The organism is Photobacterium sp. GJ3 (assembly GCF_018199995.1).
In the GTDB taxonomy this organism is placed as follows: domain Bacteria; phylum Pseudomonadota; class Gammaproteobacteria; order Enterobacterales; family Vibrionaceae; genus Photobacterium.
Window position 1 is genome coordinate 2,120,938 of record NZ_CP073578.1, and the last position, 15,196, is coordinate 2,136,133.

The 15,196-nt window shown below is 50.5% G+C and carries 14 protein-coding genes and 2 pseudogenes; 11 read left to right on the plus strand and 5 right to left on the minus strand.

The features are described from left to right. Window positions 1-117: 117 nt before the first annotated feature. Window positions 118-2,328, plus strand: coding sequence for a catalase/peroxidase HPI (gene katG / locus KDD30_RS09525; RefSeq protein WP_211645651.1), 2,211 nt, complete (start codon window positions 118-120; stop codon window positions 2,326-2,328). 254 nt (window positions 2,329-2,582) lie between these two features. Continuing rightward, on the plus strand, window positions 2,583-2,792 hold the full coding sequence (locus tag KDD30_RS09530; protein ID WP_211645652.1) for a hypothetical protein: 210 nt from the start codon (window positions 2,583-2,585) through the stop codon (window positions 2,790-2,792). 71 nt (window positions 2,793-2,863) lie between these two features. On the opposite strand, the gene KDD30_RS09535 is transcribed toward KDD30_RS09530, so the two are convergent. Further along, complete coding sequence (locus KDD30_RS09535; protein ID WP_211645653.1) at window positions 2,864-3,616, minus strand: hypothetical protein; 753 nt, start codon at window positions 3,614-3,616, stop codon at window positions 2,864-2,866. A gap of 416 nt (window positions 3,617-4,032) precedes the next feature. Between KDD30_RS09535 and KDD30_RS24510 the strand changes: the two genes are divergently transcribed. From KDD30_RS24510 to KDD30_RS09560, 5 genes and pseudogenes are all read left to right on the plus strand, one after another. Beyond that, the gene (locus KDD30_RS24510) at window positions 4,033-4,266 is read left to right on the plus strand and encodes a bestrophin family protein (protein ID WP_249199101.1); all 234 of its coding nucleotides are present in this window, start codon (window positions 4,033-4,035) and stop codon (window positions 4,264-4,266) included. Window positions 4,267-4,465: 199 nt separating this feature from the next. Continuing rightward, on the plus strand, window positions 4,466-5,023 hold the full coding sequence (gene mobA / locus KDD30_RS09545) for a molybdenum cofactor guanylyltransferase MobA (RefSeq protein ID WP_256449237.1): 558 nt from the start codon (window positions 4,466-4,468) through the stop codon (window positions 5,021-5,023). Window positions 5,024-5,133: 110 nt separating this feature from the next. Further along, window positions 5,134-5,449 (plus strand): annotated as a pseudogene (locus KDD30_RS09550) (LysR family transcriptional regulator); the annotation flags it as partial. A 31-nt stretch (window positions 5,450-5,480) separates the two neighbouring features. After that, entirely contained in the window at window positions 5,481-6,320 is an 840-nt protein-coding gene (fdhD, locus tag KDD30_RS09555) for a formate dehydrogenase accessory sulfurtransferase FdhD (RefSeq protein ID WP_211645655.1), read from the plus strand. 307 nt (window positions 6,321-6,627) lie between these two features. Next, window positions 6,628-7,584 carry a transposase gene (locus KDD30_RS09560; protein WP_211645656.1) on the plus strand — a complete coding sequence of 319 codons (957 nt, stop codon included), beginning with the start codon at window positions 6,628-6,630 and terminating at the stop codon, window positions 7,582-7,584. 330 nt (window positions 7,585-7,914) lie between these two features. Here the strand turns inward: KDD30_RS09560 and KDD30_RS09565 are convergent, their stop codons facing one another. Then, window positions 7,915-8,289, minus strand: coding sequence for a hypothetical protein (locus KDD30_RS09565; protein WP_211645657.1), 375 nt, complete (start codon window positions 8,287-8,289; stop codon window positions 7,915-7,917). Window positions 8,290-8,669: 380 nt separating this feature from the next. Between KDD30_RS09565 and KDD30_RS09570 the strand changes: the two genes are divergently transcribed. Next, on the plus strand, window positions 8,670-9,032 hold the full coding sequence (locus tag KDD30_RS09570; protein ID WP_211645658.1) for an adenosine deaminase: 363 nt from the start codon (window positions 8,670-8,672) through the stop codon (window positions 9,030-9,032). 12 nt (window positions 9,033-9,044) lie between these two features. Further along, window positions 9,045-10,880 (plus strand): DUF4105 domain-containing protein, encoded by a 1,836-nt coding sequence (locus KDD30_RS09575; protein WP_211645659.1) that lies wholly within the window; start codon window positions 9,045-9,047, stop codon window positions 10,878-10,880. A 142-nt stretch (window positions 10,881-11,022) separates the two neighbouring features. On the opposite strand, the pseudogene moaA reads toward KDD30_RS09575, so the two are convergent. Then, window positions 11,023-11,121, minus strand: a pseudogene (moaA, locus tag KDD30_RS24850) (GTP 3',8-cyclase MoaA); the annotation flags it as partial. 97 nt (window positions 11,122-11,218) lie between these two features. On the opposite strand from moaA, the gene KDD30_RS09585 reads away from it, so the two are divergent. Both KDD30_RS09585 and KDD30_RS09590 read left to right on the plus strand, forming a co-directional pair. Beyond that, complete coding sequence (locus KDD30_RS09585) at window positions 11,219-13,117, plus strand: monovalent cation:proton antiporter-2 (CPA2) family protein (protein ID WP_211645660.1); 1,899 nt, start codon at window positions 11,219-11,221, stop codon at window positions 13,115-13,117. A 94-nt stretch (window positions 13,118-13,211) separates the two neighbouring features. Further along, on the plus strand, window positions 13,212-14,195 hold the full coding sequence (locus tag KDD30_RS09590) for an LLM class flavin-dependent oxidoreductase (protein WP_211645661.1): 984 nt from the start codon (window positions 13,212-13,214) through the stop codon (window positions 14,193-14,195). 33 nt (window positions 14,196-14,228) lie between these two features. On the opposite strand, the gene KDD30_RS09595 is transcribed toward KDD30_RS09590, so the two are convergent. After that, complete coding sequence (locus KDD30_RS09595; protein ID WP_249199106.1) at window positions 14,229-14,960, minus strand: DMT family transporter; 732 nt, start codon at window positions 14,958-14,960, stop codon at window positions 14,229-14,231. Further along, entirely contained in the window at window positions 14,954-15,148 is a 195-nt protein-coding gene (locus KDD30_RS24515; protein WP_249199116.1) for an EamA family transporter, read from the minus strand. Before KDD30_RS24515 ends, KDD30_RS09595 begins: the two co-directional genes overlap by 7 nt. Between the last annotated feature and the right edge of the window lie 48 nt (window positions 15,149-15,196).

Here is a 15,196-nt window from a genome sequence, read left to right on the forward strand (position 1 = left end):
ACAGCCATTGATAAAAACGTCTTTATTCGATTGCGCTTCGGACTATATTCAATGATGTAACTCGAAAGGTAGCGCTTCAAAACCCGATACAAATACCTGAGTATCCAAGGAGTATGTATGAGCAACGGTAAAAGTGCAGCATCGGGCGGTTGTCCGTTCATGCACGGCAGCAACACCAACTTACGCGGAGAAGGGACCAGAAATGAAGACTGGTGGCCCAATCAACTCAACCTGAAAATCCTGCATCAGAACGACAAAAAGTCAAACCCACTGGGCGAAGACTTCAACTACGCAGAAGCATTCAAAACGCTCGATCTCAAAGCCGTTAAACAAGACATTGAACACATTCTGACAGACTCTCAGGACTGGTGGCCAGCCGACTATGGTCATTATGGTCCACTCATGATTCGGATGGCCTGGCATGCAGCCGGCACCTATCGTACCGGTGACGGCCGTGGCGGTGCCTCAACCGGGAACCAGCGTTTCGCACCACTGAACAGCTGGCCGGATAACGGCAACCTCGATAAAGCACGCCGCCTGCTTTGGCCTGTCAAACAAAAATACGGCAATAAATTATCCTGGGCCGATCTCTTTGTTCTGACCGGTAACGTCGCCCTTGAGTCCATGGGCTTTAAAACCTTTGGTTTTGGCGGGGGCCGGGCGGATATCTGGGAACCGGAAGAAGATATTTACTGGGGTGCCGAAGACGAATGGCTGGGCAACAAACGTTACAGTGGCGATCGCGATTTAGAAAATCCACTGGCTGCGGTTCAGATGGGTCTGATCTATGTCAATCCGGAAGGCCCGGATGGGAACCCGGATCCGCTCGGTTCCGGCCGGGATGTTCGCGAGACCTTTGCCCGGATGGCCATGAACGATTACGAAACCGTCGCACTGACAGCCGGAGGCCACACCTTCGGGAAATGCCATGGTGCCGGTGATGCCGCGCTGGTTGGCCCGGATCCGGAAGCCGCACCGATTGAGCAGATGGGCCTGGGCTGGAAAAATGCCCACGGCAACGGGAAAGGCCGGGATGCCATTACCAGTGGCCTGGAAGGCGCCTGGACCCCCACACCAACCCAATGGGATCACACCTACTTTGAGATGCTGCTGGGCAACGAGTGGGAACTGACAAAAAGCCCGGCAGGTGCCAATCAGTGGAAAGTCAAAACCGTCACAGATAAAAATCAGGCACCGGATCCGGAAGATGCATCCAAACGTGTCAACATCATGATGACCACAGCGGATATGTCGATGCGGGAAGATCCGGCGTATCGCAAAATCTCTGAGCATTTCCGGGATAACCCGGATGAATTTGCCGATGCTTTTGCCCGTGCCTGGTTCAAGCTGACGCACCGCGATATGGGTCCGAAAGTTCGCTATCTGGGTCCGGAAGTGCCCGCTGAAGATCTGATCTGGCAGGATCCTGTCCCTGAAGTCGATCATGACCTGATCAACGACAGCGACGTGACCGCGCTGAAGCAGACCATTCTGGCCTCGGGCCTGAGTGTTCAGGAATTGGTGTATACCGCCTGGTCCTCTGCTGCGACCTTCCGGGGTTCAGATTGCCGGGGCGGTGCCAATGGTGCGCGGATTCGTCTGGCTCCTCAGAATCAGTGGGAAGTCAATCAGCCGGATCAGCTGAAAAAAGTACTGAGTACCTTTGAAGGGATTCAGAAAGATTTCAACGCGGCGCAATCGGGCAATAAAGCCGTGTCACTGGCGGACCTGATTGTACTCGGTGGTGCAGCAGCGATTGAAAAAGCTGCACAGGATGCAGGCGTTTCAACGTCCGTGCCCTTTGTCCCAGGCCGGACCGACGCAACCGATGATCAAACCGACGCGGAGTCTTTCGATGTGCTGGAACCGGTTGCCGATGGCTTCCGAAACTATCTGAAAACAAAATATTCCGTACCCGCCGAAGAAATGCTGCTCGACCGGGCGCAATTGCTGACCCTGACCGCACCAGAGATGACGGTGCTGATAGGCGGGATGCGGGCGCTGGGCGCCAACCATGGTGGCTCAAAACACGGTATTTTCACCGACAAACCGGGCGTGCTGACCAATGATTTCTTCGTGAATCTGTTGGATATGAACACCGAATGGAAAGCGACCAGCAGCGATGCGGATGCGTTTGAAGGCCATGACCGTCAAACGGGTCAGGTCAAATGGACCGCCACCCGGGTTGATCTGGTTTTCGGCGCAAACTCTCAGCTGCGTGCGATTGCAGAAGTCTATGGCGGCAATGACGCCAAAGAGAAGTTTGTGACCGACTTCGTCAACGCCTGGACCAAAGTGATGCATGCCGACCGCTTTGATCTGAAATAACACTCCCTCACACAGGCACCCACATTGGGTGCCTGCTTCAAGCGCCAAATCTGACGCATTGCTTCCGCCTACCCGGCAAAAATCACGCCTCTCCGCTCATTTCCACCGTTAAGCCACCGCGTTTTCTGTAAAACTGTGAATCGTGTCATATACTTCAGGTGATGATTCCAGATGAATCCGGTGACTGGCAATAAAGTTAATCGTATGCCGCCCGGTTTGGGAACGTACAGAAGCATGCAGCGCAGAGGGTAAACATGATCATCAGCTATGCCAAATTTTCAAAACGACATCCTTATGTTCACTGGGGGATTATCATCTCGCTCAGCCTGCTGTTTTTGATCTCTGCGATCATGCTGATTGAGTTTGAAGTGATTGAATTTGCCGTTGCAATTGTGGTGATTGGGCTCCTGCTGCCTTTCTTTGCCAAAGCTTCAAAATACAAACAGCAATACCTGTCGGATTAATTTTCAGCTCGTTATTCATGAAAATGTCTGGGCTGTATCCCTGATACAGCCCAGAACGTTATGGCCTACCACTAGCTGAGGTCATAACCTTGTAAATTATAGAGTTTCTTGAACTTTTCCTGTTCACCTTCTTGAGCTGGGTACAGCAATTGAATCGCGATTGGTAACTCAGTATCTGGATTGATAAGGTAGTTCCCATCCTTAGGTGTTTTTAATTCAACCACACCTTCTGAACCATCAAGCACAACTTCCGGCCATGTGACACTCGCAATGATTGTCCCTGGAGGCAAATCGGAAAACGAAACTTTCCAATGCGTAATTGGATCAGATGATGCTTTCAGCAATATTTCATAACTATAAATGTAACCTTGCGATTCCCAATCCTGCCAGGATGATTTGAATTCTGCTCGACTTAATATTGGTTGCAGACCAGAAGCTGAGCGTTTAAGCGTAATGTCGAACCCCGGCCCCTTTATACCTTCATGATTATAATAGTGTAACTGTCCGACAATAAATTTTTCTTCACCCGGTGGTATGTCATTTACCAGTAGTGAAATTGTTCTTTTACTTGTCCAACCAGCACTCTGTTCAGCCGTACTTGTAATAGAAGCTGTTTTTCCATCTGCAGAGATAAATAATTCAGACCCTGAACCAGGGTACGACATATGTGTAACACGCGCATTACCTGTTAATGCAGCCTCAATTTTTGCCCCTGGTATTTCTGGCTCATTATTCGAATCAACGACAAAGTTCACGGTAACCGCAGAGCCTTCTGTGACATCAGGTACAAAGTCTTGCTTAATATCATGGATAATCGCTGCCATCGGTACTCTCCATATTAAAATTTTCCATTATTTTCATACTGCCATCTGAGATTAGCTCAAACACATTCAATGACATAAGTATCAATGCATAACGTTGCATTCATTCCAGATATCTCAAAAAGCTAAAGAATCACAACCGAACCTACAGACATCTGCCATTATTGACCGTATATCTGCATTGAATTCACGAATCATATGATTGACTGTCGCCACCAACCTGCACCTTACCCCAAAACACATGGTAGCCTCAGAGGGTGTACATCAGAATCACTGGCTGGTTGTGAGTGAAGCCGCTCTGAAGGGATTCGGTTGTCTGTCCCCGCTTTTTCCAACTGGATGGCGACAAATTTGGACGTTGGCGTGTAGGTGCGATCGCCGTAACTTACCAGTGGGACCAGCGGATTAAAGGGACGCCGTTGCCATTTCCCTATACCCTGTTACTGCACCGGACCATCTATATTTTCTGTCTTCTACTGCCGTTCGCGATGGCCGAGCCGCTGGGGTGGCTGACGCCCTTATTCACGACCATTGTCAGCTATACCCTTTTCGGCCTGGATGCCATTGGCGAAGAGCTGGAAGACCCCTTTGCTGCGATGAAAACGACTTGCCCACCGATGCGCTGTTTCGCACCATTGAGCGCGACCGACTGAATGCACTGGGCCACACGAGTTACCCCAACCGTTGCAGCCAGTGGCTTATGTACTGAATTAAGCGGTGTTCATCAATGCTATCTATCAAATCATCAATGGTGTTTATTGGACTGGACGGTGAAAACAATATATTTTTGAGACCGATAGATGAACAGGCTGTGAATGACATGAACCCAATCTCCGCTCCTTTTTCAGTACTATTGCTCGCTGGTGGTCAGGGCTCCCGGATGGGGGGCAAGACAAAGGATTGGTCCTTCTTCATGGCAAACCTTTCATCGCCCACCTCGCTGAGATTGTCCGGCCTTTGACCGATGACCTGCTGATTTCCTGTAACCGAAATCAGCCAATGTATGCCCCTTACTGTAACCAGACGCTCTGCGATGACACACAAGACTTCCCCGGTCCGCTGGCGGGGATCCTCAAAGGCCTGCAAACAGCCCGGCACCCATGGCTGATGGTTTTTCCCTGTGATGCCCCCTGCATTGACCTGGCACTGGTTCAGCACATAGCGACTTTAATCAATGATGCAAAACCGCGTCCGGCGATGATCAGACAAGGCACCCAGTGGCAGCCCATGTTCAGTCTGATTCCGACGGCTTTACTGCCCGCATTTGAGGCTGCATGGCAATCGGGTGAACGCAGTCTGATGACGATTCTGAAACAGCATGATGTGATTGCCATCGAATGTGATGAGAACGATCCACGGCTTCAGAACGTCAACACCCCACAACAATTACATATTTTGCACCATAATTAGAGTCTGTGGCCCCTGCCCCAGACACCCTGAAGCAACCGTTATTTCGCTGCATTTTCAGGGCGACGGGGTATTCGCATTTCCCAAATCAAAACAAACCCTCAGGGTAAACCATGGATATCAAACAACTGAAGTACCGGATCGCACTGGATCAGACCAAGCATTTTGGTCAGGCGGCAGCGCTCTGCCACATGACGCAGCCAACCCTCTCCATGCGGATTCGCAGAGGAAGGCGAGCGCATTCTGGCCTGGGCCCGAACCCTGCTCGCTGCGCATGACGGCTTACAGGCGGAAGCCGCAAGCTGCCGGGGACAACTGGTGGGCAGTCTGCGCCTTGCCATGGTCCCTCTCGCCAGCCTCAACCCCATGCAATTGCTGGAGCCCCTCTCTCAATGGACAACGGACAGGCAGTTGCGTAGCCTGTCTGTATTCTTTCAAACCCCCAGGTGCAGGCATCAACATGAGTGACTCTGACAACAAAGCCGATGACATGACCGATGTGAACGCAGCCCCGCCTTCACCCGATGCGTTCAGTTATGTTGAGCTCCTTGAGGATGATTCTGCAGCGACAACACACAGTGCCGTGTTAGCCAGCGAAACCGCACTGTCGATCAGTTATAACGGCATCAGTCAGGCCGTCATGATGGTGACGCCGGGCAATATTGAAGATTTCGTCAAAGGCTTCAGTCTGAGCAATGACATTGTCCGTTCCGTGAGTGAAATTTACGAAATCACACTGACAGCCGGGTGTGATTCGCATCATGCTGAAGTGGAGATATCCAACCGCGCTTTCTGGTCGCTGAAAGATCACCGCCGGCAACTGGCGGGCACCAGCGGTTGCGGGATCTGTGGTGTGGAAGCCATTGAACAGGCACTGCCACCCTTAACACCACTTACGCCTGTCCCACCACCTCAGGCCAGCCTGCTGCACAATTTACGTGCGCGCATCAGCGCAGCGCAGGAAGTCGCCCGCAGCAGTGGCGCATTGCACGCCGCGCTCTACGTGGATGCCGCAGGGGGCATTCAACTCTGCCGGGAAGACATCGGCCGTCATAATGCGCTCGACAAACTCATCGGCGCCATGGCGACTGCCCGCATCAACCCGGAATCCGGCTTCGCCGTGATCACTAGCCGGTGCAGCCTGGAGCTCATTCAGAAGGCCGTCCGCGCCAAAATCGGCACGCTGGTCAGCCTCTCCGCCCCCACCGCCATGACCGTCCGCTGGGCGCGGCACAACAATCTGAACCTGATTCACCTACCGCACCGAAGTGCGCCGAGGTTGTATAGCGGGAAGTTATAAGGACAGGCACCTTAAACCCCTTTCGGAGTCTCTATGGGACAGACAGTTAATCATTGAGCTTTGCCTGAGCCTTCAATTCTATAGGTGACTGTCCTGTTTGATGGTTGATGGTAATTCTATGGGTGACTGTCCCGCTTTACTTGCGCTTTACTTGAGTGAGGACAGGCATCTTAAGTACCTCAAGCAAAAAACACCTCTATCATTTTCATCAATTTCAGACCGAATTCTCGTCTTCATCATTTGCATCTTTCCCAGAGTGCCAAACTGAAATACTGTTTATGCATCCAGTCCTATTCGATGAAAAACTATGACCACAGCACGCAGCCAACTGATCAGTGTCGAAGCAACGCCCTATTACCATTGTGTTTCTCGGTGTGTCCGTCGCTCTTTTCTTTGCGGGTACGATGAGTTGACTCAGACGAGCTATGAACACCGTCGCGGCTGGGTCGAAAAGCGATTGAAGCGGATTGCCAGCGTCTTTTGCATTGATGTTTGTGCTTACGCAATCATGAGTAATCACTATCATTTAGTGCTGCATATCAACACCAAGCGAGTCCATCAACTTTCTGAATACGAGGTCATTCAGCGCTGGCTCACGTTGCACCAGGCGCCGGTACTGATTCAGCGGTACTTACAGGGGGAAATCTCATCGAAGTCTGAGCAAAAGGCATGCCTCGCAATCATCCGAACCTGGCGGGAAAGACTCTGCTCCATTAGTTGGTTCATGCGGCTTCTCAATCAATTCATTGCCAGTGAAGCCAATCGAGAAGACGATTGTACGGGTCACTTTTGGGAAGGTCGTTTCAAAAGTCAGGCGTTGCTGGATGATAAAGCGTTGGCCGCCGCCATGGCCTATGTCGACTTGAACCCGGTTCGGGCCGGGGTTGCTGAGACACCGGAAACATCCGACTTTACATCGGTAAAAACACGGATTGAATCACTTCGACAAACGAAAGCCTCTGCACCTTCTCTGTTTCCTTTCGCTGGAAATCCGAGAAAAGACATGCCGGACGGACTCCCGTTCCGCTTGTTGGATTATCTGAAACTCCTCGACTGGACCGGGCGGCAAATCAAAGCGGGCAAACATGGCCAAATTGAATCAAGGCAACAACCCATTCTGGCACGACTCGGCTTGAATCATCAGACATGGTTGAAAATCTGTACACAAATCGAGAAAGGTGCACTCATTGGCTCCCTTGTTGCCATTCAATCGGCCATGCCAGTATTAAATCGAAAGCGGAGAACAGGATTACGTATTCCGTAAGCCAGAAGTCTCAACAAGCCTCCCCCTCTAAACGAGTATCCCGCTCGCCTGTATATCGGGTCAAACTAAGTAGACTGATTGTTCATCTAAACATCAATGCAATTGCCATATCCAGTAAAACTCAAATAGTGTTTCATTGAGCCTCATGACGGCTAGAATCTGCTTTTACTTAATATGACTGTCCCAGCACGCATTGCTCTAGTGCGACTGTCCAACTAAGACGTTAACCTGACTGTCCCAATTGAATCTTAAGATGACTGTCCGATTATGGGAGACGAAAAACAGCAATCTGCCTCTTGAAACCAAAGACAGATGCCATACCAAAGATGATTAGCCTTCAACATCGTAGGTTTTTCGCCAGACTCTCACTTGCTTCACTTCAGAAGCATCACCAGAGAAAGTGAAAGTATATTTTCTCGCAGCTTCATTCGGCACGATAAATTCAATCTGTTGCCAGCTTGCCAGCGTGTGAGAAAAACCTTCTTTATCAATGGTCAGCAAAACGCCTTCCCCACTCAGGCCCGTAATTTTTACCGGCTTTTGGTGACAATTCTTAAAACTGAGTTCAACAACCGAGCCATCCGAACTTTCTGTCGAACTTCTGCCTGCTTTGACCTCGGCTTGTGCGTTTGTTGCTGAGAGTCCGAGCAGGATCATGAATACTATTTTTTCATTGTGCTCTATCCCTTGAAGGCCAACTGACATACATCATTTTTCACTCAACCGGTACCAGAGCGCCGCCGAAGCAACGATGACAAATACCAGTCCTGAATATCCATGACAGAATGCGACAGATTTACATCGATGATGAAACTAAAATCGACTCATAAATCGGTCCTTTTGTCCAAGAATTCCTCTTGGGAATATCTGTATCAAATACAGAGAAACACACATGAAAATGTAGAAACCGCCGAGAAAAATCATATATGAACATTGTATTTTTATAATAAACAAATTTAATTTTTACTAAAAATGTTGACTGGTTTTTATAAAAATAACCATCAAGCCTTGTCATAACATTGTCAAATATAAAATTAAATGTATAATCAGCGCGCTTTTTATCGCTTTTATTGATTGGATATATCATGCAAGTATTGAAAACTCTGATTGTTGCGGGTGCAACACTGACTGCTGTGGGTTGTTCTACCATTCTGACCGATGAAAACCAGCGTATTAACGTTGTTTCTTCCTCTGATCAGAAATTCACTGTAGAAGTTGATGGCATCGAGCAAACTGCACCGGGCATCATCACTGTGAAAAAAGAAAACAAAAACAAAACACTGAAAGTGACTTCTGCGAAGTGTGAACAACAAATCGCACTAAACAAAGAAGTAGAGCCAACTTTCTTCGTCAACATTCTGTCAGGCGGTGCTTTCGGTTCAACCACCGACTTCGCTTCTGAAAAAATGTGGCGTTACCAGGATACCCTGCAAATCAACTGTAACTAAGCATTCGTATTCATGCAGTTTGATAAACAATTGATGTTAAGAAGCCTCTTGGGGGCTTCTTTTTTTTGGTTCGCCAGCATTCAGCCGACACTGGCCGGTTCAGCGGTGTCCGCCGGTATAATCAGTAGTGACGCGGCTGCCATTGCCCAGTTTTCCGCATTGCTCCATGTGAGTGATCATTCACTCAACATTCAAGACGACGATTTTTATTTCTCGTCGGATCCAACAAACATTCAGGCTGAGATTGAAGCCAATTTAGCGCAAGTGACCAACCCGGAGCATACTCAGGATTACATCTGCCGTTTTCCGGCCAGAGCCCAATGGCTGTCTGAACACAGTACACAAGTTTCGCCACCTGACTTTTCCCGCTGCCCGGATCTGCAGGCATTTTTAGACGCTGTTTCCGCAAAAAATATCAGCCTGACCTATGCTTCTGAAAATCTGATGAGCCCGAGCAGCTTCATGGGCCACACGTTTCTCAAACTCAGCGACAATGAAAACAATCCCGGCCATGCTGTTTCTTTTTTTACCGAAGTTGATGGATTCAACTTACCCAAAATCATGTTTGATTCTCTGGTCGTCGGCAAAGAAGGCTACTTTATTGTCTCGCCCTACCGGGAAAGCCTGAGTTTTTATAAAAACATCGAAGGCAGAAACGTTTTTGAATATCAGCTGGCAATGTCAGACAAAAACAAACAGCTGATCCAATTACACTTGTGGGAATTAAAAGATACTCGAATTGATTATTTTTTCCACAATCAAAATTGCGCCTCCATTACGCTCAATATACTGGCGATTGCCAATCCGGATTTGATGGAACACCGCCGCGACTGGCTGAGTCCGCTGGATATGATCCAACTCGCCCAGCGGCACCACATGATTCAGCAAACCAGCATTACTCCTTCAACGGGCTGGAAATTACGGGCCTATGGTGCATCTCAGCAAGATGAAACCAAACAGTCGCTGCTTGCGCAGCTCATCGCCGGTCATCTGAAAACCCGCTTCAACGACCCCCAGATTTCCGCTGGCGAGCAATTCCTGACCTGGGAATTCGCGCAGGCCATGAACCAGTATTTGCTGGAAAATGAAGACATCTCCCAGGAGATCTATGCCGAAAACACCGCAAAGCTGACAGCCTATGACACAGAATTTGCATCGTACGCTGTTGATTTGAGTGAATTTAAAAATCCCATCAACCGGAACAAAGATGCTCAATGGCACCTCGGCACCCGATGGTCTAATACGGGCGAACCGCATCTCACCGCAACCTGGCTGCCAGCTTCACATACACTGACGGATGATAACCGCAATGCATTCAGCGAATCCTCACTGGAACTGATGAAAATTTCGGTCAGTGCTGATCAAAACAGTTTCAATCTCGACAACTTCACCCTATACGGCATCCAGAGCTACCTACCTTATGATCCGCTGTTTGGCGGGCTGTCCGGCAAGTTTTCGATTCAGTGGGATCGCGGCACGGATTTTTCTGAGCGGGAGAACAAACGATTCTTTTTCTCTGGTGGCTTGGGGCTGAGTTATCCCATCAATCACGCCATGTTGACTTACGCCACGGTCGATACTGAACTGTCATTCAATACAGACATCGCCTGGGGCGCAATTGGCGTCGATATGGGGCTTATCAGCTACTTCCGTCATGACGTGAAAATGAACCTGTCGGCGAGCACAGTCTGGAACCAGTACGCCAGCAGCAATTTCAGACATCAGGCTGCCGTCACTCTGTCCTATCTGGGGTTTACAGACAGTGCCGTCGATCTGCGGGCGCAATACAATGAAATGGATGGACTTCGTGAAGGCCAGATCCGGGCGATTTATCGACATTATTACTGATCAGTTTTGATGTTTTTATCGACATAATGAGCTCCTGTCAGCCGCCAATAGAAGATAAATTCTGTGTGATCCCTGTGTTTCCCTCATGCAGAAAATGCGTTTGTTTTTCTGCCTCAGGCTGGCAGCAATCCTTGCCTGCGATTCGGGTCACTGCTCCGGAGACATGATGCTTTCTGAACAGCCCACTCCCCTCACCGGTTTCCATCAGCTCAATGAAGCGCAACTGGATCGGACGATGACGGCCACTCAAAGACACCTTTGAAATACGCCCGGTCTGTCATATAACTAACACTCTGTGACTCAATTGACTGGCAGCCATACCGGCCAGAGGAAATGACATGACGGAATATCTTATCTATGCCTTTATTTACCTGATTGCAGCCGTCATAGCTGTACCGCTGGCACAGCGGTTCGGGCTGGGCTCCGTGCTGGGCTATCTCATTGCTGGCGTGGTGATCGGGCCGGTCATTGGCTTAGTGGGTGAAGAAACCACGTCGATTCAGCATTTTGCCGAGTTTGGTGTGGTGATCATGCTGTTTCTGGTGGGCCTGGAACTTGAACCCAAATCACTCTGGGCCATGCGTCATCGCCTTATCGGTCTGGGTGGATTACAGATTGGGCTGACCGCCCTCGCCTTTACCGGTGTGGGGCTTCTTTTTGAACTCCCGTGGACACTGGCGTTGGCAATCGGACTGATTCTGGCGATGTCTTCCACCGCCATTGTGCTCCAGACTTTCAACGAGAAAGGGCTGGAAAAGACGGAAGGCGGCAAAAACGCTTTCTCTGTGTTGCTGTTTCAGGACATCGCCGTGATCCCCATGCTGGCGTTACTGCCCTTGCTGGCATTACCTGAGTTAATTGCACAGGCGCAATCAGCAACCGCGGCGGCAGCAGAACATCATGAAGAGCTCAGTCTGGTGGCCGGGCTACCCGGCTGGGCTTATGGCCTGGTGATCACCGCCTCCATTGCCTTTGTGGTGGTTGGCGGGCACTATCTCAGCCGCCCTTTATTTCGCTTTGTCGCTGCTTCAGGTCTGCGGGAAATTTTCACCGCCACCGCACTGATGCTGGTGCTGGGTGTCTCCATTCTGATGAGTTTGGTCGGTCTGTCTCCGGCGCTGGGGACTTTTCTTGCCGGGGTGGTACTGGCGAACAGTGAATTTCGCCATGAATTAGAATCCAACATCGATCCCTTTAAAGGGCTGCTGCTGGGTTTGTTCTTTATTACCGTTGGTGCTGGGATCAATTTCAACATCCTGTTCAGCGAGTTCTTCACCGTGATTGCTCTGACACTGGGCATCATGCTCATCAAAGCACTGGTGCTCTTCGTGCTCGCTTTTATTTTCAGGATTCGAAACAGCAACCGTTGGTTATTTGCCCTAAGTCTGGCGCAGGCCGGTGAGTTCGGGTTCGTCCTGATCAGCTTTACCGTGCAGAACCATGTCCTGCCCCCTGAGCTTGCCCAGACCCTCTCACTGGTGGTTGCCTTGTCGATGATGTTCACGCCGGGGCTGTTTATCTTCTACGACAAAGTCATTCTGCCCCGCTTCGAGCATTCTTCAAATGAGCGCGAAGCCGATCCAATTGATGAGCAAGGCACGGTGATCATCGCCGGGATCGGCCGTTTCGGTCAGATCGTCAACCGTTTGCTGATTGCCAATGGCGTCAAAACCGTGGTGCTGGACCATCAATCGACCATCATTGATACCATGCGAAAAATTAATACCAAGGCTTATTTCGGCGATGCAACCCGCCCCGATCTGCTCCATACCGCAGGGATTGAGCATGCCGCCATGGTCGTGGTTGCCATGGACACCCCGGAAAGCAGCATCATGCTGGTCAAACACATCAAACAAAACTATCCGCGAGTGAAAGTACTTGCCCGCGCCTATGACCGGGGCCACAGTTACCGGCTTCGTCAGGCAGGTGCTGATGTGATTGAATCTGAAACCTACCATTCAGCACTGGAAATTGGTGCCGCAGCCCTGCGGGAGTTGGGTCACCCAGCCCGCCTGGCCCAGCAGCAGAAAACCGCCTACAAACGGGTTGATGACGAACTGTCATCCAGTCTGTATGAAGCCTGGCTGGGAGAATCCAGAGAAGGCGAGCGATTTGACAATAACTACCTCAAACTCTTTATGCAGTTTGAAGACCGTATCCATGAAGAAATGGCGTTTGAGCGTTCGAATCATGTCTCGGAACAAGGTCAGGAACAGAACGAGCAATCATCAAAATAATCAGTAAAACCAAGCGTTTTTCTGACCGTTTACCCGATTCAAATTAACAGGCATAGTCTGACACTCTGGCATCAATTATCTGAAAGAAGGGTCCATGACACTACCGCCACGCTCAATCTTAGATTTAGCGCCTGTTGTTGAAGGCGCCGATTTCTCGACCACTTATGCGCGTTCTCTCTCGTTAGCGCAACATGCGGAACAATGGGGTTACAAGCGATTCTGGCTGGCGGAACACCACAATATGCCGGATATTGCCAGTGCTGCGACATCGGTGTTGATCAGCCATATCGGGGCACAAACGTCCTCGATTCGTCTGGGTTCTGGCGGGATCATGCTGCCCAACCATGCGCCGCTGGTGATTGCCGAGCAATTCGGCACGCTGGAAGCGCTCTATCCGGGGCGGATTGATCTGGGACTGGGCCGTGCGCCGGGCACCGACTACCCGACCATGCATGCGCTGCGACGGGATCCGGAACGCATGGATCCGAATTTTGATGAGCTGTTGGAAGAACTGGCATTCTTCATGGGGCCGGTTTCCCCGCATCAGCCCGTCAAAGCCTATCCGGGCAACAATTCGGCGGTTCCTATCTGGCTGCTCGGCTCGAGCACCTACAGCGCCCGGCTGGCCGGGATCAAAGGATTGCCGTTCGCTTTCGCATCCCACTTCGCGCCGGATGCCATGATGCGCGCCATTCAAATCTACCGTGAACATTTCCAGCCTTCTGAGCAGTTGGCAAAACCCTATGTGATGATCGGTGTCAACATCATTGTGGCTGAAACAAATGAAGAAGCGCAGTATCTGGGCACCACCGAAAAACAGAAATTCCTCAATATGATCCGGGGTGTTCAGGGCAAAATTCCACCGCCGGTCTGGAGTATGGAATCGGTTTGGCTGCCCCATGAAAAACGTCAGATTGAATCCCAGTTACGGGAGTCGATCCATGGGGATCCTGAAACCGTTCGCAAGCGTCTGGTGGCATTGGTCGAACGCACCCAGGCCGATGAGATTATGGCCAATGCCCTGATCTTTGATCAGGAGAAAAAGCTGCGATCTTATGAGTTACTGGCAGAGCTGTAATCATGACCGGGAGTCGTGGCACTCCCGGATTTTTTATACCGCCTGCGTCGCTTTTCTGAATCCCGGCAATCTTGGCAACAGCAGCCCCAGAATCACAATCGCGATACCGGCAAGCTGAAGCAGGGTGACCGATTGCCCCATCAGGAAGGCCGTCAGCACTGCAAAAACCGGAACGAAATTAAAGAAAAGAGCGGCTGTTTGCGACCCCAGTTCCCGGACACCATTCAACCACAGCAGATAACCGGCCACCGTGCCAAAGACGCCAATGTAAACCACTTCCGTCATCCCGACAGTAGAACTGCTGAACAGCGCTGCAAACGGGCGGACTTCCGGCGTGGCCAGACACATCAGCCCAATCACAGTCGCACCACTGAGCATGCCGACAAAGGTGTATGGGATAACAGGCATCCAGCGGCTGATGCCCTGACTGCAGTAAGTGTAAAAACTCCAGGCAAACATGCCGCAGAAGATCATTTTATCGCCCTGATTGAATTGCATCTTGAGCAGCGCCTCCAGATGACCGTTGGTGATCACCACCAGCACGCCAGATAAACTGACCACAAGACTGAGACATTGCAGCCGGGTCGGCAAAGTGCGCATCGCGACACAGGCAATGAGTGCAGTCGTCAGCGGGCTGAGCGCCATGATCAGCGAACCATTGGTTGCCGCCGTGTGTTCCAGTCCGGTAAAGAGCCCGAGATTCAGGCCGCCGACCCCCACTGCGCTGACCGCGACAACCCAGATCCATTGCCTGACGGTTAACACAAACCGCTCCGCCCCATGATCAGCATGTAGAGCGCCAGACAGGCCGCCGCGATGGTAAAACGCCAGAAGACCAGTGTGAGTGCATGTACTTCATTCAGGGCATGTTTGCCAATCGGAAAGCAACTGCCCCAAAAGAAGGTACATAAAATGAGCAGGGCCACAGCTTTCAGTGGTGAAGGTGATTGCATCAGAACTCCAGATGACTTGTCAGAAGATAACCGCTAGTCTATTGGTTT